At 37.5% G+C, this 22,019-nt stretch carries 19 protein-coding genes and 1 riboswitch; of the genes, 9 read left to right on the top strand and 10 right to left on the bottom strand.

Going from position 1 to position 22,019, the window contains the following annotated elements:
- Positions 1 to 177: 177 nt before the first annotated feature.
- Positions 178 to 285, top strand: a riboswitch (TPP riboswitch).
- Between the two features lie 87 nt (positions 286 to 372).
- The 8 genes from thiT to RCG25_RS20395 all read left to right on the top strand — a co-directional run bounded on the left by thiT (position 373) and on the right by RCG25_RS20395 (position 10,803).
- On the top strand, positions 373 to 951 hold the full coding sequence (gene thiT, locus RCG25_RS20430) for an energy-coupled thiamine transporter ThiT (protein ID WP_308080661.1): 579 nt from the start codon (positions 373 to 375) through the stop codon (positions 949 to 951).
- 163 nt (positions 952 to 1,114) lie between these two features.
- A complete protein-coding gene (locus tag RCG25_RS20425; protein ID WP_307289639.1) occupies positions 1,115 to 1,339 on the top strand; it encodes a FeoA family protein in 225 nt (74 codons plus the stop codon).
- Positions 1,339 to 3,342 carry a ferrous iron transport protein B gene (gene feoB, locus RCG25_RS20420; RefSeq protein WP_308080659.1) on the top strand — a complete coding sequence of 668 codons (2,004 nt, stop codon included), beginning with the start codon at positions 1,339 to 1,341 and terminating at the stop codon, positions 3,340 to 3,342. The genes RCG25_RS20425 and feoB overlap by 1 nt, the downstream gene beginning before the upstream one ends.
- Before the next feature lie 21 nt (positions 3,343 to 3,363).
- Positions 3,364 to 3,522, top strand: coding sequence for a FeoB-associated Cys-rich membrane protein (locus RCG25_RS20415; RefSeq protein WP_308080658.1), 159 nt, complete (start codon positions 3,364 to 3,366; stop codon positions 3,520 to 3,522).
- A 115-nt stretch (positions 3,523 to 3,637) separates the two neighbouring features.
- Positions 3,638 to 4,090 carry a helix-turn-helix transcriptional regulator gene (locus tag RCG25_RS20410; protein WP_308080657.1) on the top strand — a complete coding sequence of 151 codons (453 nt, stop codon included), beginning with the start codon at positions 3,638 to 3,640 and terminating at the stop codon, positions 4,088 to 4,090.
- A gap of 317 nt (positions 4,091 to 4,407) precedes the next feature.
- The gene (locus RCG25_RS20405) at positions 4,408 to 6,438 is read left to right on the top strand and encodes a transglycosylase domain-containing protein (RefSeq protein ID WP_308080655.1); all 2,031 of its coding nucleotides are present in this window, start codon (positions 4,408 to 4,410) and stop codon (positions 6,436 to 6,438) included.
- Between the two features lie 595 nt (positions 6,439 to 7,033).
- The gene (locus RCG25_RS20400; RefSeq protein ID WP_308080654.1) at positions 7,034 to 8,791 is read left to right on the top strand and encodes an ABC transporter ATP-binding protein; all 1,758 of its coding nucleotides are present in this window, start codon (positions 7,034 to 7,036) and stop codon (positions 8,789 to 8,791) included.
- Entirely contained in the window at positions 8,788 to 10,803 is a 2,016-nt protein-coding gene (locus RCG25_RS20395; protein ID WP_308080653.1) for an ABC transporter ATP-binding protein, read from the top strand. The genes RCG25_RS20400 and RCG25_RS20395 overlap by 4 nt, the downstream gene beginning before the upstream one ends.
- 40 nt (positions 10,804 to 10,843) lie before the next feature.
- Here the strand turns inward: RCG25_RS20395 and RCG25_RS20390 are convergent, their stop codons facing one another.
- Positions 10,844 to 11,464, bottom strand: a complete 621-nt coding sequence (locus RCG25_RS20390; RefSeq protein ID WP_308080652.1) for an NAD(P)-dependent oxidoreductase — start codon at positions 11,462 to 11,464, stop codon at positions 10,844 to 10,846.
- A 484-nt stretch (positions 11,465 to 11,948) separates the two neighbouring features.
- On the opposite strand from RCG25_RS20390, the gene fumC reads away from it, so the two are divergent.
- Positions 11,949 to 13,328 carry a class II fumarate hydratase gene (gene fumC, locus RCG25_RS20385; RefSeq protein WP_308080651.1) on the top strand — a complete coding sequence of 460 codons (1,380 nt, stop codon included), beginning with the start codon at positions 11,949 to 11,951 and terminating at the stop codon, positions 13,326 to 13,328.
- A gap of 73 nt (positions 13,329 to 13,401) precedes the next feature.
- On the opposite strand, the gene RCG25_RS20380 is transcribed toward fumC, so the two are convergent.
- The 9 genes from RCG25_RS20380 to RCG25_RS20340 all read right to left on the bottom strand — a co-directional run bounded on the left by RCG25_RS20380 (position 13,402) and on the right by RCG25_RS20340 (position 21,803).
- Complete coding sequence (locus RCG25_RS20380; RefSeq protein WP_308080650.1) at positions 13,402 to 13,608, bottom strand: alpha/beta-type small acid-soluble spore protein; 207 nt, start codon at positions 13,606 to 13,608, stop codon at positions 13,402 to 13,404.
- Positions 13,609 to 14,160: 552 nt separating this feature from the next.
- Positions 14,161 to 15,261: an ABC transporter ATP-binding protein gene (locus tag RCG25_RS20375; RefSeq protein ID WP_308080649.1), complete on the bottom strand. Its 1,101-nt coding sequence runs from the start codon at positions 15,259 to 15,261 to the stop codon at positions 14,161 to 14,163.
- A gap of 106 nt (positions 15,262 to 15,367) precedes the next feature.
- Positions 15,368 to 16,276: a PucR family transcriptional regulator gene (locus RCG25_RS20370; RefSeq protein ID WP_308080648.1), complete on the bottom strand. Its 909-nt coding sequence runs from the start codon at positions 16,274 to 16,276 to the stop codon at positions 15,368 to 15,370.
- A gap of 120 nt (positions 16,277 to 16,396) precedes the next feature.
- Positions 16,397 to 16,588: a hypothetical protein gene (locus tag RCG25_RS20365; RefSeq protein ID WP_308080647.1), complete on the bottom strand. Its 192-nt coding sequence runs from the start codon at positions 16,586 to 16,588 to the stop codon at positions 16,397 to 16,399.
- 62 nt (positions 16,589 to 16,650) lie between these two features.
- On the bottom strand, positions 16,651 to 16,860 hold the full coding sequence (locus RCG25_RS20360; protein WP_308080646.1) for a YheE family protein: 210 nt from the start codon (positions 16,858 to 16,860) through the stop codon (positions 16,651 to 16,653).
- A gap of 78 nt (positions 16,861 to 16,938) precedes the next feature.
- On the bottom strand, positions 16,939 to 17,979 hold the full coding sequence (locus RCG25_RS20355) for a YheC/YheD family endospore coat-associated protein (RefSeq protein WP_308080645.1): 1,041 nt from the start codon (positions 17,977 to 17,979) through the stop codon (positions 16,939 to 16,941).
- Positions 17,976 to 19,340: a YheC/YheD family endospore coat-associated protein gene (locus RCG25_RS20350; protein ID WP_308080644.1), complete on the bottom strand. Its 1,365-nt coding sequence runs from the start codon at positions 19,338 to 19,340 to the stop codon at positions 17,976 to 17,978. Before RCG25_RS20350 ends, RCG25_RS20355 begins: the two co-directional genes overlap by 4 nt.
- Positions 19,318 to 20,421 (bottom strand): YheC/YheD family endospore coat-associated protein, encoded by a 1,104-nt coding sequence (locus RCG25_RS20345; RefSeq protein ID WP_308080643.1) that lies wholly within the window; start codon positions 20,419 to 20,421, stop codon positions 19,318 to 19,320. Before RCG25_RS20345 ends, RCG25_RS20350 begins: the two co-directional genes overlap by 23 nt.
- Complete coding sequence (locus tag RCG25_RS20340) at positions 20,418 to 21,803, bottom strand: YheC/YheD family endospore coat-associated protein (protein ID WP_308080642.1); 1,386 nt, start codon at positions 21,801 to 21,803, stop codon at positions 20,418 to 20,420. The genes RCG25_RS20345 and RCG25_RS20340 overlap by 4 nt, the downstream gene beginning before the upstream one ends.
- Positions 21,804 to 22,019: the final 216 nt, after the last annotated feature.

Below are 22,019 nucleotides of genomic sequence, written 5' to 3'. Positions count from 1 at the left end.
GCAAAAATCCTCTAAGATATAAATAAAAAAAATATTTCCCAATAATTTCTATAAATAAAACGAAGGTGGATTTTCGTATTTTATCTTTTAAGTTATTGTTTCTATAAGGCCCAGCATGTAGATATTCCTTGTAAAAACAAAGAAACAGTAGTATATTTTTAAGGGAAAACAATAGAATATTTCCACAAGGGGAGCTGCTTTTATGCGGCTGAGAGTGAACGGTAGAGTTCTGACCCTATGAACCTGTTAGTTAACGCTAGCGTAGGGATGTGGTTTGCCGATAGCAAAGCAATGCAGACATTCCTAATAGTCATGCATTGCTTTTTTTGTGGACTGTTTTATTGGATTTACATATAAAAGGGGGAAACAAAAATGAACAAGAACAGGAGTAACACGCTTTTTATTACAGAAGTAGCGGTGTTTACCGCACTTGCTTATTTATTAGATTATGTTGGGAATATCCTTTCATTTAAAATTTGGCCACAAGGCGGATCTATTTCGATTGCCATGGTCCCGGTGTTTCTTATGGCTTATCGCTGGGGGGTTAAAGGTGGCGTCCTTACAGGATTCTTACTAGGCCTGTTACAATTTATTCTTGGATATTCACAAATTTATACCCTGATTCAAGGAATTATTGATTACTTTATTGCCTTTACTGTTGTGGGCTTCGCCGGTATTTTTGCAGCACAAATAAAGAATGCACTTAATGATCAGAACAAAGGAAAATGGATGACCTACGTAGTACTTGGAGCCTTCTTAGGAAGTGTTCTTCGTTACCTTTGCCATGTTGTATCAGGAATTGTATTTTTTGGAGAGTATGCTCCAAAAGGGCAGCCAGTAGCTGTTTACTCCCTGCTATATAATGGTACCTATATGCTCCCAAGTTTTATTATCAGTGCCATTATCATTATTCTAGTTATCAGTGCATTACCAAAAAGACTGTTCAAATAAACCAGGTTAGTAAAAAAAAGGAAAAGCGAGACGCTCTTCCTTTTTTTTATGAAATTTTTTCGAAACTTTGTCAAATTTAATATGCTTATTACCTAAAAAAAGTGTTAAAATGGCAATATAGAAAGATAATCATTCTCAATTAACCTAGATAAGGGTGATATACATGTTTGGTTCATTAAAAGCGGGAGATAAAGGGAAAATATTAGATCTTTCTCATGTTGGTCACCTAGTTCAAAGACGATTGCTTGATTTAGGAATCACAGAAGGCTCAGAAGTATGTGTAAAATGCGTCATGCCGTTTGGTGGCCCAATTATGATAGAGTCCTGCGGACAATGCGTTGGAATCCGCCGCAAGGAAGCCGTTCAGATTGAGGTGGAAAGAATCTAATGGAAATTGCTCTTATAGGAAACCCAAATACAGGAAAGACATCATTGTTTAATAACTTAACAGGTTCCTATGAATATGTTGGGAACTGGAGCGGTGTAACAGTTGAAAAAAAGGTTGGAGTATTTAAGAAAAACCTTGGACATTTAATAGATTTACCTGGAGTATACACTCTTAATCCATTATCAAAAGATGAAGGTGTTGTCACTTCCTTCTTTTTAAATGAATCAGTTGATCGTTTATTGAATATTTTAGATGCCTCACAATTGGAGCGGAATCTCCATTTAACACTCCAATTGCTTGAGTTTGAAAAGCCTGCACTTATCGGATTAAATATGATAGATGTTGCTAATAAGCGAGGCATTCAAATTGATTATATGAAACTTTCAGAGATTCTCGGTGTTTCAGTAGTGCCTGTTGTGGCAAGAAGTGGGAAAGGGTGCGATAAGCTTGTAGATGTAATCGGAGCGAAATCCATCCAACCAACTAAAAAGAATCTCACTTATTATGGTAAAGAGCTCGAGGAAGCAATTACTGCATTTTCAGGAGAATTAACTGGAAAAACAAATCACTCTCTACGTTTTTTAGCGGTCCAATACTTTGAAGGCAATGAATATGTAAAAAACTATGTTAATGGCCTAACCAACCCACAAAAGCTTAAAGCTATTATGGGAAAATTAGAATCGGAGTTACAAAAACAGACCGACTTTAAATCATTAACAAACTTTATTTATCTAAAAAGAAAAGAAGTTATTGAAAAAATCATTGCTGAAGTGGCTAGAAAAAGTGATACCGTAATACCTTTGTCTGAAAAGATAGATTCTATCGTTACAAATCGATACCTTGGTATGCCGATCTTTTTGCTGTTAATGTATTTTATGTTTATGTTAACGTTTGATTGGTTGGGAACTCCCTTATCAGACGTTTTAGATGCTTTCTTAACCGGCCCTGTAACGGCTGGCTTTGAGAAAGTGTTAGGAGCCATTCATGCATCAGCATTTATTCATGCATTAATTATTGAAGGTTTGGTAGCAGGTGTCGGTGGCGTACTTGTGTTTGTTCCACAAATTTTTATACTCTTCTTTTTCATTTCATTACTTGAGGACTCTGGGTACATGGCTCGTGTTGCACTAGTAATGGATCGAATTATGGAATCGGTTGGACTAAACGGAAAAGCATTTATTCCGATGATGATAGGTTTTGGTTGTAATGTACCTGGAATCATGGCAGCACGAACAATTGAAACCCCACGTGAGCGTTTGTTAACGATCCTGCTCACCCCGTTAATGTCATGTTCCGCACGATTACCTGTATATGCCTTATTTGTCGGAGCATTTTTCGCCGCTCATAAAGCATTTGTTGTGTTAAGTCTTTATGTTCTAGGGATTGTTGTTGCCTTAGTATTGGCCAAAGTATTCTCTACTACCTTACTAAAATCTGAAACTTCCTTGTTTGTTATTGAACTGCCGCCATATAGGTTGCCACAGTTTCAATCTCTTTGGAGAAGTACATGGGATAAAGGGAAAGGGTTTGTAAGAAAGGCTGGTACATTTATTTTTGCAGGTTCTGTATTTATTTGGTTGTTATCCTATGCGGGCCCCAAAGGACTAAATGTAGATATGGATCATAGTTTCTTAGCAGCAATTGGAAACGTAATTGCTCCAATCTTTGATCCAATTGGCTTTGGAACATGGCAGGCTTCGGCATCGTTAATTACTGGATTTCTAGCAAAAGAAGCGATTATCTCAACGATGAATATTATTTATTTTGTTCCAAATGATGCTGGTTTGCAAGCATTGCTGGCTAATTATTACACACCGCTTGCTGCTTATAGTTTCATGGTATTCATTTTGTTATATATTCCATGCTTAGCAACTGTAGCAACGATATATAAAGAAACTAATTCAAAAAAATGGACAGCTTTTTCTATGATTTATGCCTTTGTGATTGCCTATGTATTGTCATTAATCATTTACCAAGGTGGTATGTTGTTGGGAATTGGTTAATTCTAAAAAGAGGTGAGAGCTATGATTGCCAATATTATTATTGGTGCAGCGATTTTTGGATATGCAACATGGGCTTTAGTAAAGTTCATAAATAAATCTAAAAAAGGGAAATGCGCTGCATGTGAACTTAAAAATTCCTGTTCAAGTCAGTGTGGACTTCCGCCAAACATAAATAAATAACCTAGATATAAAACTGCTATCAGTTGAATGGATAGCAGTTTTTTTCATAATATTTGAACGAGAGACGGAAGTTGTGTAAAATTACACTAGATGTTAGTGAAGGAAGGGCTTATATGTGACCAGGGATGAAATTATTATGCAGGTTTCTGAAAAGCTTCGTCTTATTCGGACGGAAGCAGGATATACTCAGGATAAAATGGCAGAAATTATTGGTGTCTCAAAAAAAACACTTGTACAAATTGAGAAGGGAAGAGTTCTTGCCAACTGGTCCACTGCTGTTTCTATATGTGCTCTTTTTCGTGAAACAGAAACAGTTCAATTCTTATTTGGAAATGAGCCTTTAGAAGTATTGGAAACTGTCGCACGTGAAGGAATAGATTTTCGTAAAACGAAAACACTTGGCGGCCGAATTTGGTGGAAAGTAGTATATAAGAAGAATGGATTTATTCTTCAACAAAATATACTTAGTAAACATTTTCGAATACTAGATGAGCAAAACTATAGGATTTTTAGTAGCTTCGATGAAAAGCTTACAAAACAACGCTTTAAAGAAATAACAAAAAGCTAATTATAATGACGAATGAAGAAAGATGGCACTTGTCCATCTTTTTTTATTTTTAGCTGTGTAAAAGAAACTTGATGATTTTTATACCCTGTTGATTGGAGCGGAAGGCGCGAAGACTCCTGTGGGAGTACGGTTCAGGAGAGACCCCGCAGGCGCAAGCGCCGAGGAGGCTCGCCGAAACGCCCACGGAAAGCGAAGCGACTGGAGCGGAAATCAACAGACACGTTTAACAGAGAATTATTTTTATTGAAACCGTCATAAAACATTGCGAATCATCGAAAATTATACCTGTCATAATTTACAGAGAAGGAAGTCATCAAATGATATTTAAAGATATTTTTAAGAACTGGAAAAAGTGGCATTTGCTTCAATTCATTGTTTTATTTGTATTAATCATCATCCTAGGTTTTTTTGGAATTATTTCTTACTTTGCAAATAGTGCCGATATATCTAAATTGAAAAATGAACTGCCACAGCCCACAGTTTTTTATGATGTGAATGAAAAAGTGGCAAGTAAGGTTTCAGCTAATAAGAATGAAGGAGTTCCTATTAAGGAAGTTCCCGTGTCAATGAAAAATGCTGTTGTTGCCATCGAGGATCATCGATACTATCAACATAATGGTGTCGATCTGATAGGTACCTCGAGGGCTCTCTTTCGGGACCTTAAAGCAGGAGGAATGGTCGAAGGGGGTAGTACGATTACCCAACAATTAACAAAAAACACACTACTTACATCTGAAAAAACATTGAACAGAAAAATACAGGAAGTTTTCTTATCCCTTGCGGTTGAAAGAAAATATTCAAAACAAGAAATCCTCCAAATGTATTTAAATCAAATATATTTTGGGAATGGAGCATATGGAATTAAACAAGCAGCGAGTAAATATTTTGCTAAAGAGGTGAAAGATTTAACTGTTAGTGAATCTGCATTACTTGCAGGCTTAATTAAAGCTCCTTCTGCTTTAAATCCGTATGACCATATGAAAAGTGCAACGGAACGTCGTAATATCGTCTTATTACAAATGAAAAAACAAGGATATATTTCGAGTAAGCAATATGAACAAGCTTTACATGAGGAAGTAGTTTTAAATGATAAGGGAGGAGATCCGTTTCGTGGAAAATTCCCTTATTATGTTGATCAAGTGTTAGAGGAAGCAATTAAACAATATGGTTTATCACAAGATGATTTATTAACAGGGGGATACCGAATTTACACGGAGCTTGACCCAAAAGTGCAAGTAGCGATGGAGAAAACGTATGAAAATGATACCTTGTTCCCTAAAGGAAACGATCGGCTTGTTCAAAGTGGTGGTGTCATCGTTGACCCTAAAACTGGAGGAGTCAGAGCACTTGTTGGTGGTAGGGGCGAGCACACTTTCAGAGGATATAACCGTGCTACACAGTTAGAAGCACAACCAGGATCTTCTTTTAAGCCGTTAGCCGTGTATACGCCTGCACTTGAAGAAGGTTGGAAAATTACTGATATGTTAAAGGATGAGCCAATGAAGTTCGGAAGCTACCAGCCGAGTAATTATGACCATCAATATGAGGGCGAAGTACCGATGTATGAGGCAGTGAAAGAGTCGAAAAATGTCTCTGCCGTATGGCTACTTAATCAACTTGGGATACAAAAAGGGTTGGATTCAATCAAAAGGTTTGGTATTTCCTTGGATAAAGCTGACCGTAATCTATCACTTGCTCTTGGCGGGTTGCATAAGGGGGTTTCCCCTCTTGATATGGCAGAAGCCTTTTCCGTGTTTCCTAATAATGGCGTCCGTATAGAAGCACATGTAATCAAAAAAATTGTTGACGCAGATGGTCAGGTTGTCGCCGAGTGGAAAGAAAAGAAAGTGAAAGTGACGACAAAATCAGTTACGGATAATATGACTACCATGCTCTTAGGTGTAGTGGAACAAGGAACAGGAAAAGCGGCGCAAATACCTGGTAGGGAAACAGCAGGGAAAACAGGTTCCACTCAGGTGCCAATTAAAGGGATCAATGGGTTGAAAGATCAATGGTTCGTTGGCTATACTCCTCAACTAGTTGGAGCGTTTTGGGTTGGCTATGACAAAACAGATGCCAGTCATTATATAACTCCAACAAGCGGTACAGGTTCAGCGGTGTTATTCCGTGATGTGATGACGGACGCTCTTAGAAACCAACCTAATCAAAGCTTTAAAGTGACCCATATTTCTACTTTGATGGAGAAGAAAAAGAAAGAAGAAGAGAGTAAACGGGGAATCGAACAGCAGTTTAATAACGAAGTCCAAAAATGGGAAAATAAATGGAATAAACAAAAAGAAAAGTGGGATAAAAAGAACAAGCATAAAGGAAAAGGTAAAGGGCATTAAGCAGAAGTTTGAAGGTTTCTGAAAAATGGGAATTGACTTTAAAAACCGTCGATGATAATCTAACAAAGAAGAAAAAAAAGGAAATGGAGGGTTACAACATGAAAAAGAACAATTTAAATTCAACAACTGAATATGTGAATGTAACCTTACCATCAATCGTTTTCTGTTAATTATTTTCTGTTTGACGTGATTAAACCAAACACAGGTTGCGTTTACTTCGCTGCGCAACTTGTGTTTTTTTGTCCCATTTTAAAAGGAGGCATACTGCACCATTTGCAGTATGCTTTTTTTTATAAAGGCTGTGTTATGAACATGGTTAATTTTTATACCCTGTTGATTGGAGAGGAAGGTGCGAAGACTCCTGTGGGAGTACGGTTCAGGGGAGACCCCGCAGGCGCAAGCGCCGAGGAGGCTCGCCGAAACGCCCACGAACCGCTCGCACCTGGAGCGGAAATCAACAGACAAGTTTAACAGAGGCTTTATGAATATTAATCTATAGGAGGAATGAACGATGTTAATCATTTCAGAAGTGAGACTAGCACACACAAAAAAGGAGCCAGAGGGCGGATAGGTTAACAAAGGGAGGAATTCGGAAATGTTTTCGGTATTAAAAAAATTAAGCTGGTTCTTTAAAGAGAATTGGAAACGATATGTGGTAGCTGTGACGCTATTGATTTTAGTAGGTCTTCTAGACGTAATACCGCCAAAAATAATTGGTATGGCAATCGATGATATTCATATCGGTGTAATGAATAAAGAAAAAATTATACACTATCTTAGTATTCTTTTAATCATCATGGTAAGCTCCTATGCTATCACCTATATATGGATGTATCAATTGTTTGGAGGAGCCTTTTTAGTTGAGCGAAAGCTAAGGTCCCGTTTTATGAACCATTTGTTAAAGATGACACCAGCCTTTTACGAACAAAACCGTACAGGTGATTTAATGGCACGTGCCACTAATGACCTAAAGGCTATTTCGATTACAGCTGGATTTGGAATATTAACCCTTGTTGATTCAAGTGTCTGGATGTTGACTCTACTTATCACGATGGGAGTTATGATTAGTTGGAAGCTAACTCTAGCTGCCATTCTTCCACTCCCCATAATGGCACTACTAATGAAAATGTATGGAAAAAGACTTCATACTCGCTTTATGGAAGCCCAAGATTCTTTTGGTGAGCTCAATGACAGTGTCTTAGAATCAATCGCTGGAGTAAGGGTTATTCGGGCCTATGTTCAAGAAAAGGCTGATTGTGAGCGATTCCATCAATTAACGGAAGATGTGTATGAAAAAAATATCAGAGTAGCAAAGATTGATTCATTGTTTGACCCAACTATCAAAGTGCTTGTTGGAATTAGTTATTTAATTGGACTTGGATATGGAGCCTATCTAGTTTTCCACCAAGCAATTACATTAGGAAATCTTGTATCTTTTAATGTTTACTTAGGAATGCTAATTTGGCCGATGTTTGCAATAGGAGAGTTAATTAATGTCATGCAGCGCGGAAATGCCTCATTAGACCGTGTTAATGAAACTCTTAGTTACAAAGAGGATGTGGTAAATCCAGTTCAAGTGGTTGAAGTATCAAATCCTAGTCGAATTGACTATAAAGAGGTTACCTTCCGTTACCCATCTTCTAAGGAGAATAATCTTATCAATGTAAATGTTGAGCTGTTCCAAGGGCAAACATTAGGGATCGTTGGGAAAACGGGTAGCGGAAAGACAACTTTTATTAAACAATTATTAAGGCAATACCCATTAGGATCAGGGGAGTTGTCCATATCCAATGTTTCGTTAGAGCAACAAACACTTAACCAGATTCGCCATTGGATAGGCTATGTGCCTCAGGATCATGTGCTTTTTTCAAAAAGTGTGAAAGAAAATATCCTCTTTGGTAGACGAGAGGCGAGTGAGAAAGATTTAGAAATGGCTATAGATTTAGCTGCCTTTCGTAAAGACTTAGACATGCTTCCTGATGGTCTAAATACTCTTGTTGGTGAAAAAGGAGTGGCTTTATCTGGTGGGCAAAAACAAAGGATATCCATTGCGAGGGCATTAATTAGAAATCCAGAAATACTTATTCTAGATGATTCCTTGTCAGCGGTAGATGCCAAAACGGAAAAAAGAATCATTGAGAATATTCGTAAAGTTAGACAAGAAAAAACGACCATTATTACTACTCATCGAATGTCAGCAGTACAGCATGCCGATCATATTTTAGTCTTGGACGAAGGCCGGATTATCGAAGAAGGAACACATGAACAGCTTTTAGAAAAAGACGGGTGGTATAAGGAACAATTTTTACGCCAGCAGATTGAAAATAAAGTAGAGAGTGAGGTGACAGCATGACAACAGGACGTCGTTTAGTTAAATATGCTTTGGGTTATAAGAAAATTATTGTTGCTGCATTGTTCATGCTGACCATCTCGGTTGTAACTGATTTGGCTGGACCGTTTATTGCAAAAAATATCATTGATCAGCATATTTTAGGGATTGAGTCCACTTGGTATGAAACAAAAGAGGGCAAAAAGGCTGTCAAATTTAATGGGAAATATTATATAAGAGAGAAATATCACACTAGCAATCAAGAAATAGGGAAACCCATTCGTATTTTGCAGGTGAATTCAACATTTGTATTCGTAGACCAAAAGCTTAAATTCGATGGAAAAAGAAGCTTAAAGGGAGAAAAGCTAACTATTCAAAAAGGAAACAATAAGGCTGAATATCAGGTGGAAATCCTGACTGGCTCAGAATTATTAGCATTTTATCAGCCAGAAATTCCGAGTATCTTTCAACTATTAGCTCTCTATTTTGGTCTTTTAGTACTGTCAGCCATTTTTCAATATGGGGAACGGTTTTTCTTGAAAAAGTCAGCTAACCGTATTATTCAAAAGATGCGTGAGGATGTTTTTGGACAGATTCAACGATTACCTATTCAATACTTTGATACCTTTCCCGCCGGTAAAGTGGTGGCACGGATCACAAATGATACAGAAGCAATAAGAGAGCTTTACGTCACAGTTTTAGCCACATTTTTTACAAGTGCCATTTATATTACAGGGATTTATGCAGCTTTGTTCATTCTAAATGTAAAACTTGCTGCGATTTGTTTATTATTATTACCTATCTTATATGCTTGGACTATTATTTACAGAAAGTATGCAGCGAAATATAACCGTGTCATACGATCAAGAAACAGTGATATAAATGCGATGATTAATGAATCAATCCAGGGAATGAGCATTATTCAAGCATTTAGCAGAGAAAGGGATACAAAAGAAGAGTTTGGAAAGCTTAACCAGGAACATTTTCACTATCAAAATAAATTATTAAGCTTGAATAGCTTAACATCACATAATTTAGTCGGGATTTTAAGGAATTTAGTATTTGTAGCCTTCATCTGGTATTTTGGTGCACAAGCACTACTCCCAGCTAACGTTATTTCCTTAGGGGTGCTATATGCTTTTGTCGATTACATTAATCGTTTGTTTCAGCCGGTTCAAGGGATTGTCAATCAATTAGCTAACTTAGAACAGGCATTAGTTGCAGGTGAACGGGTGTTTAAATTAATGGATGAACCTGGGGAAGATGTTAGCAATGTGAGAACTGACCGCTTTAAAGGAAATGTAAAGTTTGATCATGTTTCTTTTGGTTATAAAGAAGGGGAATATGTATTAAAGAGCATTGACTTTGAGGCGACCCATGGTGAAACGATTGCTTTAGTAGGTCATACTGGTTCCGGAAAAAGCTCCATTATGAACTTACTTTTCCGCTTTTATGATGTTCAGAAAGGGCAGATAACCATTGATGGAAAGGATATTAAAACTATTCCTCGCCAAACCATTAGGAACCATATGGGGATTGTCTTGCAGGACCCTTACTTGTTTACCGGAACTATTGCTTCAAACGTAAGCCTAAACGATCCTTCCATTTCAAGGGAAACGGTGGAAAAAGCACTTAGAGATGTTGGGGCGGATAAAGTGTTTAGAAACCTGGAACATGGTTTTGATGAACCAGTGATTGAAAAGGGAAGTACTCTCTCAAGTGGACAGCGGCAGTTAATATCCTTTGCCAGGGCTTTAGCATTTAATCCCGCCATCCTTATCCTTGATGAGGCGACTTCAAGTATTGATACTGAAACAGAAGCACTCATTCAAGAAGCAATGGATGTCCTTAAGAAGGGAAGAACCACTTTTATCATTGCTCACCGATTATCAACTATTCGGAATGCAGACCAAATTTTGGTGTTAGACAGAGGGGTTATTGTGGAGAAAGGCAATCATGAGGAGCTTATGGCCAGTAAAGGTAAATATTATCAGATGTATCAACTTCAGCAGGGAAGTTCAGAATTAGCTGGATAACAATAGAAAGGGAGTAACCAAATTGGTTACTCCACTTTTTTTAATAGGTTAATCCCACTCTAGCTCCTATAAATTCATTGGAAAACAGCTGTTGAAAGGTGAAATCCCCAGTGTCATAAATCGAAATGGAAGATGGATTCTCCGGAAGGAAGTCCTGTTCATACCTGTACTGTCCTACCCTTACTCCTATGGGTAAATAAGTAGGGCAGACAATGGTCCACTCAAGGCCGGAATCCTTGAGTAATAAATATGCCTTCAAATGTTCTTCTGCATCCCGTGTGCTCGTTCGCTTGGACTCCAAAGATTGAAAGCGGTAGAGATGTGGAGCAGACCGTGCTTGAAGAATTCCAGCAGTACCAACTGTAATTATTCGCTTAATTCCATGGTGCTTCATTTGTTTAATAATTAGTGGCATCGATTCTGAAAGAGTTGTACTTTTATCTGTATTCAGTGTACTTATAACCACGGTACTTCCCATCATGGTTAAGGCAAGATCCTTCTCATTTAAAACATTTCCTTCCCTCACAGTAAGGCCATCAGACGTTACTTGTAATTTAGATCGGTCTCTAACGAGTACTTTTACAGATAACTTGTGTTCCAGGGCATTCTCTAGAATTACAGATCCAACTCTACCTGTTGCACCTAAAAGGCAAATGTTCACAAAAAATTCACTCCTCATTCACTAAAGTGTAACTTATATCACTTGATCATCGGTTTTTCTATGATAATTTAAAAATGTTTAGGTATTTAAATTATTATGTAAGGTGGGATGGATATGGGTGAGTATTCAGTTGTACTGTTAATTGGTAGTTTTTTAATTCTTTCTTATTATATCGGATATACGATTTATAAAGCATAGGCTGTGGACAAAATGTCCGCAGTTTTTTTTATTATAGCTTTGTTAAACTTGTCTGTTGATTTCCGCTCCAGGCGCTTCGCTTTCCGTGGGCGTATCGGCGAGCCTCCTCGGCGCTTGCGCCTGCGGGGTCTCCCCTGAACCGTACTCCCACAGGAGTCTTCGCGCCTTCCGCTCCGATCAACAGAGTATAAAAATCAACAATGTTCTTTAACACCGCCTTTATTATAATAATTTGGGTAAAATTGGGTATACATAATGGATGAGTAATAATAGTGGGGTGAAGATAATGGAGGACTTCCGATTAGAAAAGGATACGCTTGGTGAGGTACGAGTTCCAATTGATAAATTTTGGGGAGCACAAACACAAAGGAGCCGCGAGAACTTCAAAATTGGTATCGAGAAAATGCCCTTAGAACTAATCTATGGGCTCACTTTTATAAAAAAGACAGCAGCAATGGTCAATTATAGGCTAGGAAAGCTCAGTGAAGATAAACAGAACGCAATTAATTATGTATGTGATGAAATCCTTAATGGCACATATGATGAACATTTTCCATTGGTTGTTTGGCAAACAGGTAGTGGTACTCAATCCAACATGAACGTTAATGAGGTAATAGCTCATCTTGGAAACAAGTGGTTAGAAGAGCAAGAAATCCTTGAGAAAATACATCCTAATGATGATGTTAATAAGTCACAAAGTTCTAACGACACCTTCCCAGCAGCCATGCATATTGCATCGTATATGATGATTACCGAGAAACTTTTACCGACAATAATAGAACTGAAAAATTCGTTAATAGAGAAAGAACAAGCTTTTGCAAAGATTGTTAAGATTGGAAGAACCCATTTACAAGACGCAACTCCATTGACACTGGGACAAGAGATTAGCGGCTGGAGATATATGCTTGAGAAAAATGAAAAGATGATTAAGGAAGCAAATCAATATTTACTTGACTTAGCAGTAGGAGGTACGGCAGTAGGTACAGGAATTAATGCGGACCCTCAATTTGGTCAGTTGGTGGCTGAGCAGTTGAATCAACTAACGGGATACTCATTCCGTTCATCAGAAAATAAATTCCATGCATTAACTAGTCATGATGAAATTGTCTTTGTCCATGGAGCCCTAAAAGCTTTAGCTGCCGATTTAATGAAAATTGCCAATGATGTACGATGGCTGGCAAGTGGGCCGAGAAGTGGTATCGGGGAAATCAGCATTCCAGCCAATGAGCCAGGAAGTTCGATTATGCCGGGAAAAGTAAATCCAACTCAGAGTGAGGCCTTAACGATGATTGCATGCCAAGTGTTTGGAAATGATGCAACAATTGGCTTTGCAGCAAGCCAAGGGAATTTTGAATTAAATGTATTTAAGCCAGTTATTATCTATAACTTAATTCAATCAGTCAGGTTGCTGACTGATGGACTCCGATCCTTTAACAAAAATTGTGTGGTGGGGCTAGAAGCAAACGAAGCGGTCATAAAGGAACATGTGGAACGATCACTCATGCTTGTTACAGCTTTAAATCCGCATATCGGCTATGAAAAGGCGGCAGAAATTGCCAAGCTTGCCTTTAATGAAAATAGCTCATTAAGAGAAGCAGCAATAAAAACGGGGTATGTTACATCAGAACAGTTTGAAGAATGGATTAAGCCTGAAAATATGGTATAAAATCATGTGAAAGCCCTCTCCATAAAGGAGAGGGCTTAGCCATATTATTAATTTGTCTTGGTTTTACTAAAAATTAGCGTTGGAACCCGCCGCCAAGTTGAGACTCAGCCATTGCAACTAGACGCTTAGTGATTTCTCCACCTACAGATCCGTTAGCACGTGAAGTAGTATCTGCACCAAGGTTTACACCAAATTCAGATGCGATTTCATACTTCATTTGACTTAATGCTTGCTCTACGCCTGGTACTAAAAGTTGATTAGAGTTGTTGTTACTTGCCATAGTTGAATAACACTCCTCTTAATAATTTTGGGGTCAGTATGGAATTGAACCATAATATTGCCACCTTAGGCCTAACCCATATTATAAATGGTTGTTTGTTTCATCCACCGCTTTGTTTGTGTTGCTTTGTTGTGTTGCTTTGTAATGTTTATTATGAATCATTCTTAAGGACTTATTCGAGATATTATTTAGTAATTTATTCCACTACATAGGGTGGTTAATCTAACGCAAACTAAGATAAATCATAATCAAAAGGGTGAAGCATATGTCAATCTGCCCGGTGTGTAATGGCTTGAGGGAAGTTTATTTATTGTGTACCAAGTGTGGTAATCCAATGTTGGAAAGTGGGAGGCTAAGTGATTATTACGATGATTATAGCCCATATATGGAGATTGATTTAATGAAAATGGAAGACGGGTACCCCGATTCCCATTCTGGACAGAAATGCCCTCATCTATACCGGTGTCCAGTCTGTGATAACGATGAACTTATTTTCATAAAAGAATAAAAGGCTGACCCCAAATGAGTCAGCCTCTTGATTTATAAAAAACATTATGGGCGGATTCTAAATTCTGAATCAGCATCAAAGAAATGAGCTTTGTTTAGATCAAAAGCAAGGTCTACTGTATCTCCAGGGTGAACATCTGCACGAGAATCGAGGCGTGCGACAAAATCTTGGTCACTAAGAGATGAATAAACCATTAATTCTGCGCCTGTTAATTCAGCTACATCAATTGTTGCAGAGATTTTTGTACCTACAGAGGCATCAATGAATACTGGCTCATCATGAATATCTTCTGGGCGAACCCCAAGGATAATTGATTTTCCTACATAGCCTTGCTCACGAAGGAATTTCATTTTTCCTTCTGGAACAGCGATTGAATTTTTTCCAATGACAAACTTACCGTCTTCTAGCTTACCATTAAAGAAGTTCATAGCAGGAGAACCAATGAAACCACCTACGAACACATTTTCAGGCTTTTCATACACTTCTTTTGGTGAACCTACTTGCTGAATGATCCCGTCTTTCATAACGACTAATCTTGTCGCCATTGTCATGGCTTCTGTTTGGTCGTGAGTAACATAAATAGTTGTTGTATCTAAACGGCGGTGTAATTTTGCAATTTCGGCACGCATTTGTACACGAAGCTTTGCATCAAGGTTTGATAATGGTTCGTCCATTAAGAATACTTTTGCATCACGCACAATCGCACGTCCTAGAGCAACACGCTGACGCTGACCACCTGAAAGAGCTTTTGGTTTACGTGTTAAGTAAGCTTCTAATCCTAGAATTTTTGCTGCTTCTTTGACACGACGGTCAATTTCATCCTTAGGGAATTTGCGTAGCTTTAAACCGAAAGCCATGTTATCATATACAGTCATGTGTGGATAAAGAGCGTAGTTTTGGAAAACCATCGCGATGTCACGATCCTTTGGAGCTACATCGTTTACTCTTTTTCCATCAATGAAAAAATCACCTTTTGAAATATCTTCAAGTCCTGCAATCATTCGAAGTGTTGTTGACTTACCACAACCAGATGGTCCAACGAATACGATAAATTCCTTGTCTTCAATGTGTAAATTGAAATCTTGAACTGCTGTTACTTTGTTATCATAAATTTTATAAATATGGTCTAATTTAAGTTCTGCCACTAGTGATTCCTCCTAGTACTTTTGATAAACCTAGTTTACAGGTAAAATGAATAAATCAGAATAGACAAGTTGCACAAAGATGAAAACGCTTTTTTTAGGCACTTTGTTATTTTTTATGGTTTTGTTCAAAAAGTAGACAGGCTAAGAAAACCGTAAAGGCTCCATAAAAATCCTTTAAACCTATCCCTGTTTTATCGTGAAATTTATCGATACGATATTGGAGCGTATTCCTGTGAATATACAATTTTTTTGCCGTCAAACTCGCATTTAAATTGCTTTCTAGAAAAACTTTTATAGTCGAAAACAAGTCTTGGTCCTCAGTAAATACTTCTGAGATTCCTTGAATGCATTTATTCTTTAATTCCATTGGCAAGTGGGCAGCTAAATACGCTGGAAATATATGTTCAAAAGTAAAAATATCATGTGTTCCTAAATAGGACATTCCAAAAGAAAAATATTCCTTCTCCTGAAGAAATCTTAACCGGAGTTGCTCTGAAATGGGATGGAATTTCCCAATGAAGAAAGAAGTTTTTACATAAAAATCACTTTCCAATGTTTCAGACATGGATATTAATTCTTCTTCTGATAAAGATACTTGTTTCTTTTCTTCTATGACAATTCCTCGCCGGCTGCTTTCCCAGATGATGTTGACCTCTTCCGTGAAAAAACCTTTTAAAGCCGATTCCATTTCTATCTGACTGGCATCGCTATCGTTAATATGAAACTGAATTAATCGAAAATAGCTATCAGATGGGAATATGGGAGGAGGCCCGTCTAACAATAAAAAATCGTACCATCCCTTAGCGGTTGATGGGACCAAGTCTGCTTGATAATCAACAAATGTATAGATCGTTTTTAAAAGGGTTAATTCCTTATCACTGATCTCATTCTTGGGGATTCCAATCCATTCATCTCCAATGTCATTAAAAAAAACATATAATTGGTCTGATGGATTTTTTGGTTTTTCAGTGAACAAAATCGAATTCTCATAAAGTAACAATAATTTTTTTAGCATAATTTAGTTCCCTTATTTAGATTTTCTATATAATTTTTAATTCCTTTTATTATAACAAAGGTAGTAGGACAATAAAAAAAGCTGAACCTTTTATTTGAGGTCAGCTCTTTCTCTTTTAATTTAATCACATTCATATGGTGGTTGCTCTTCAGGGAGTTCACGTGCTTCTTCAATATTTGTTGATTCATAGCGAGAATGCACGGACCCACCGGAGAGACCCTCATTAATCATCCGGTCCACATCAACAAATGCCTGATCCCGACCCTCATAGGCAGAACCCTGATCTACTGGATTATTCTTTCTTCCTTTCATTTCACCAGTCCCTTCCACATTTCTAACAATAGTTTATGGAAAGGAAACATTTTCATTCAGAATTATTCGTACACATGATAAAGCATTAACTCATGAATTTGGCTCGTTAGGGACTCAATCTCTTCTTGTTCAGGAGTGTTTGTTGTCCATTCTACCTTTCCTGTCTGATGATATATGCCTGTATATCTTTGTTTTTTATAGTAAAAGGAAAAATTCCAACCAGGAATATTCTTATTATCAAATAACGCTTTAAACTGAAAGTGCATAATCATGCTAATAACCTCCACCCATTAAAGTTCCTTTACTAATAGATTACCTCTAATAAATGAGTATTTAAATATAATTTACAGTTAATTTTTTATCAACTGTAGAAATAGGCGGCAAAGCTGCTCTATTTTTCTATCTTCAATATGGGGTTCATCGAAACTCATCGGTTTCGAGTTTACCTCAAAGATATAATACTTACCATCTTCACTAATACAGGCATCAATAGAAAATTCACCGAAATAGCCAAACTTGGTTGATAATGCGTTGCCGATATAAGGGACAATCAGTTGAAAGAATTGATCATGTTCCTCTGATTGCAGTAGCTTATATGGAAGGAGTTTTCCTCCAGATGGTATATGCGTGGTGATGACTTGTTTGTGGGATTGCCTAATACCAACTCCAGTAAGAATATAGGTATCATATTCTGCATGGGCTAGAATACGAAAATCAAATCGGGCCCCTTCATATTTTGCAGATTGTATTTCTTCTTGTGCCAAATAGTTTTTGTCGAGCAGTTCCTTACTCCATTTCTCCCAAAAGTCATCTAAGGAACGAAAGTTTTCAGTCATTTGAATGGATTCAAACTGGAGTTGTTCCGGGCCAATCCGATTTAAGCGAAATATGCCTTTACCTTTAGCTGATTGTGCTGGTTTTAAATAAATGCTTGTATGTTTGTTTAGAAAGAAAGCCAATTCTTGCCTGTGATTGACCTGTTTTGTTTGTGGTAGGAAGCGGTGAAGGACATCATGATTTTTTAACAGTTCATAGAGCTCATACTTATCGATAAAACCAGGATTAAAATACGGAATCTTTTTTTCTTTTAACCTAGAAAAAATTCTTTGACTTGGTACGTCTTGTTCTGATTTTCGAAAGGGAATGCGATTATAAACTAGATCTGGATAGGGGAATGTTTCTTTTCTCCAGCACTTTTTTTCAAGGGAGTAGGAATAGCCAATGATTCGTTCATCTTCTACATCCTCTGGAGTAAAAACAAAGCTTATTCCGTTTAATGAAATAAGCTTTTTTTGTAATTCTATAAAGAGGAGTCCATTACCGGCTAACGTTCCATTTGCTTTTTTTGCAGTCATAATTCCAATCAGTGGACGTTCATTTTTAGAAATCATTTGAAAAGTTCCTCAGGGTGTAACAAAGATTGCTCGGTAAGAAAAACGGCGAATGCAATCGAAAGCTTACGGGTTAGCAAATCAAACTCTTCTAATTCAGGATGACTAAAAATGGAACGGCCTGGTTTTGAATTTGCTTCAAAAAGCCAAACCTCTCCATTACGATCAATCCCTATATCAAATCCAATCTCACCAATAATTCCTTCAATTACTTGATCAAGAGCCGAACTGAGCATCAGAGCTGCTGTAGACAACTTTTCTGTGTATATCTTGCATTCTTCTTTCGTAAAAATCTCTTCCAGTGTTTTAATTTCTCCACCACTCCTGGTATGTGTTGTCACGCTGCCCGCACCAGCAATTTTTGCAGCAATCGCGGTCATATGCCATTTCCCAAATTCATCTTTATTCGTATGAACACGAAAGTCTATAGAACGCTGTTCGTTTCTGAGCAAGTGAATTCCTTGTTGAACTATCATGTTTTCAAGCGATTGATTCGCAAAAACAGAGTTGAATAGTTTTTCAATAGTAGAGAATTTGCGCAAGCGGTTTGTTCCTTCTCTGTCCTGATATCGAATATAATAATCGTCAGTTAATTTGTCATAAATAATTTGATGAACACCTAACCCTAGGCTACCATTTTTGGGCTTTATAAAAATATGACCATATTTGGATAACATGATTTCAATAATAGAAAATGAGATAAAAGGAAAGGTTTCAGGAAGATAGCTTGTCACAGATGTGTCCTGTTGAAGTCGCTCGTAAATATCAAGCTTATTAAAGAATCCTGGATTGTACCACGGAATGAGATATTCCTTTTGCAATCTGTCCCTAACCATAATTAGTTTTGGATTTCCTTCACTTCTCCGATTGGGAAGTCGGTCATAAATTACATTTGGAAACGGCACATCCACTGTTTCCCATGAATGTTGATGAAAAAAATACCCCTCAATCGTTCCATGTTCCCAATTAATATGCTGCTCTCCAAAGACAAAAGGCAGGGCACCTACGGTTTTATTAACAGAGAGCAGTTTTGCAAAAAAAGTCGTCCTGTCACCCATTGGAAGGAATGGATCAGTTGTAAAACCTGCCGTAAATATGCCCACAAGTGGACCGATGGTGAGGATTTGATTGTCTATGAACGCATGAAGGGGAACCTTAAAGGAGGGAAGCTGAATGGCTTTTTGAATTCTCCGACTCATTACGATTGTCTCTTCATTGTCTGGATGTTGTAGAAAATCAACCTCCACAGATTTTGAACCAAAAGCAATACTTTTTATTTGTGTGTCTCGAAGTATAGCTGATGGACAAAAAACAACCATTTGGTCATTATCAACTACCTCAATGAGATAATGTTTTCTCATAATAGATCTTCCTTTCTGTTTCTTCCGACTGAGAAAGGTATTTTCCATAAAGAAGGGGAGCGCGCGAGAGTACATCTTGAACATTTGGTTGGGTTTGTAAAAGAACTTTTCTTCCTGGTTTTGAATTCATATCAAGAATCCATAACCCTCCATTTTTTGCCACGCCTATATCTACTCCAATTTCAAATAAAGGCATAAATTCTTGTTCTAAAATGGATGGGAGGTTCGTAAGAATATAATTTAATTCTTGGCGGATATACTCGGCAGTTATAGTGGGTAACGTTTTTAGCCAAGTATTAAAAGGGAACACCGAGCCACCGGCACTTAAGTTTGATAAGATTCCCCCAGTACTGCCTACACGGACCCCTCTACCACCTTCAACCCAACCCCCTTTTTCATTTTTTTGAAGAAGAACACGTATATCAAATGGTTGTAATTCATTATTGGTTAACTCTAGGTATGGTTGTAGTAGATACTTATGCTTTTTTAGCAATGTGTTTAGCCAAAGAAGAAGTTTCGTTTCATTTGGAAAAATACGCGTAATAATTTCTTTGTTCTTTTCTGTTTTTACTTGATAGGTTTTGTCATTCCTCTTCAAGTAATAAATACCGTACCCTTGTGACCCGTTAACTGGCTTTAAAATAATTCTTTGAATGGAAGATAATTTTTGTATGATTAGGGATGGTTCTGATACGGCTTGACTTACAGGAAGGTAGGAAGATAGAAGTGTTTCTTTCAATGAATGATATAATTCAAGTTTATTTGGTAATCCATATCCTAAAAAAGTAATCTCCTGTCTGCTTTTTAGCCAGGAGACAATTGGCATGCATTGTTTGGAATGGTCATCATCTCCGTAAAAACATCGATCATAAATAATGGTGGGAATCGGACATTCACATTCGACCCAGGATTGGTCTATTGGTTGATATTTTCTCCCGTTAACCATAAGCGTGAGTGGATCAATCTGGGATGGAGAGAACCGGAAAATCTCCATTTGGCATTCTTTCGCATGACGAGCTATATCGTTAATATAAGACTGTTCACTATCCATAGTTAAAGTCATTATTCCAAGCGTAATCAAGTAAAATCCTCCTTCACTACCGCAAAGTCAAAAGCAAGTTCTGTGCAAAATTGAATGATTGCTTTGGCAGACGGTCTAATTTTTCCTAAGCCATCCTCAAAGTTCTTGGAAGGCTTAGAATTTACTTCAATTAACCACGGTTTACCAGCTTGATCTATGCCTATATCAATTCCAAGTTCGCCAAATAAACCTTCAGTATGTCGGCTAATGACTGAAGCAGTCTCAATTGCTAATTCCTTCATAAGGGTAATAGCTTCTACCGCCTTTTTTTGAGTCATCCCATTCTGTAAAGCATATATAGGTCTCGTAATGGTTCCCCCTCTTGCGATATTGGACACAAATTCATGTTCTGCTGCAATTCGCGCAACTGTTGAAGTTACCTTCCAATTGTCATTTAACTTTTTGTGGCACAAGACTCTAAAATCCACTGCACAAGAATTGTGGGTGAATAAGTCAATGCCCTGCTGAATAATATAGATGCGATTATTAAGTATGGGCTTTAAAAGTTGGTAAATCTCATCAATGGTATATTGTGCTAACAAATTTTTTAACGGAACGGATAAGGAGGTTTGAAGTGTATAGTGGTTTTCTTCAGTATTTTTGATTATTTTAATAATGTTTCTTCCTTGACTTCCATGGATAGGCTTTAGAAATATCGTCTGATATTTATTAGCGAACTCTTTCAGATGATCTTTAGAAAAGAGTTTAGTCTCCGGAATAAAAGGAGTAAGCTGATTTTCTTCCTTTACATGTTCGTAAATTTCCCATTTGGAGAGAAAGCGGTCATTAAATAAAGGAATCATCAATTGTTCGAGTCCTTGGCGAAAATACAGGTAGGACTTCTGTTTCTCGAGTCTTCTAGAGTGTATACGGTTATAAATCACATTTGGTAAAGGTAGTTTAGCTAAGGTCCATTTTTCATTTTCAAAATAATACCCTTGGCCCATAGGTTGATCATAAGTAAACACGTAAAAGAAACCACCACGCTCAGTTACTTCCTGATGCAGCTCTTCACAGAAGGCATGGATGGAACGAAAATGAATGTCACTAGTGTTAGTGGAAGGGAAATTGGTTAATAAACCAATGATAGGTCCGAGGGTCAGTTCTTGATTGTCCGGTTGATACATGGCTTGTAATGTAAATTTTTTAATTGGAAGATGAAATTCTTCGAGAGTAGATTCAGATAAAAATAATTCGTTCACTGCTCCTGCGAATTGCTGCACGTACATGGTTATTGTTTTTTGTCCGATCGTTACTTTTAGACGCTGCCCTTTATTTAATTGTAGTTGAGCAACCAGTGAATCTGACATTTGTAAAAGGTACTTGTTTTCATTATCTATTTTTGTTGGAATCATCGTAATGGGGATTAACGGAACTGACATACACACTCCTCATTTACTAGGCTTCTGGGTATTTGCTGATATAGTATGCTATGTTCATTCAATCGGTAAGGTGATTTTAACATTCTCGCGTTTATCGGAATAGTTTGTTATAGTTGTTAGGAATTGTTATTCAAAAGGCTGTGTTGAAGATCATTGTTGATTTTTATACTCTGTTGATTGGAGCGGAAGGCGCGAAGACTCCTGTGGGAGTACGGT

It is taken from the genome of Neobacillus sp. PS2-9 (assembly GCF_030915525.1).
Lineage (GTDB): Bacteria > Bacillota > Bacilli > Bacillales > Cytobacillaceae > Neobacillus.
This window is presented reverse-complemented; position numbering and strand designations above follow the sequence as displayed.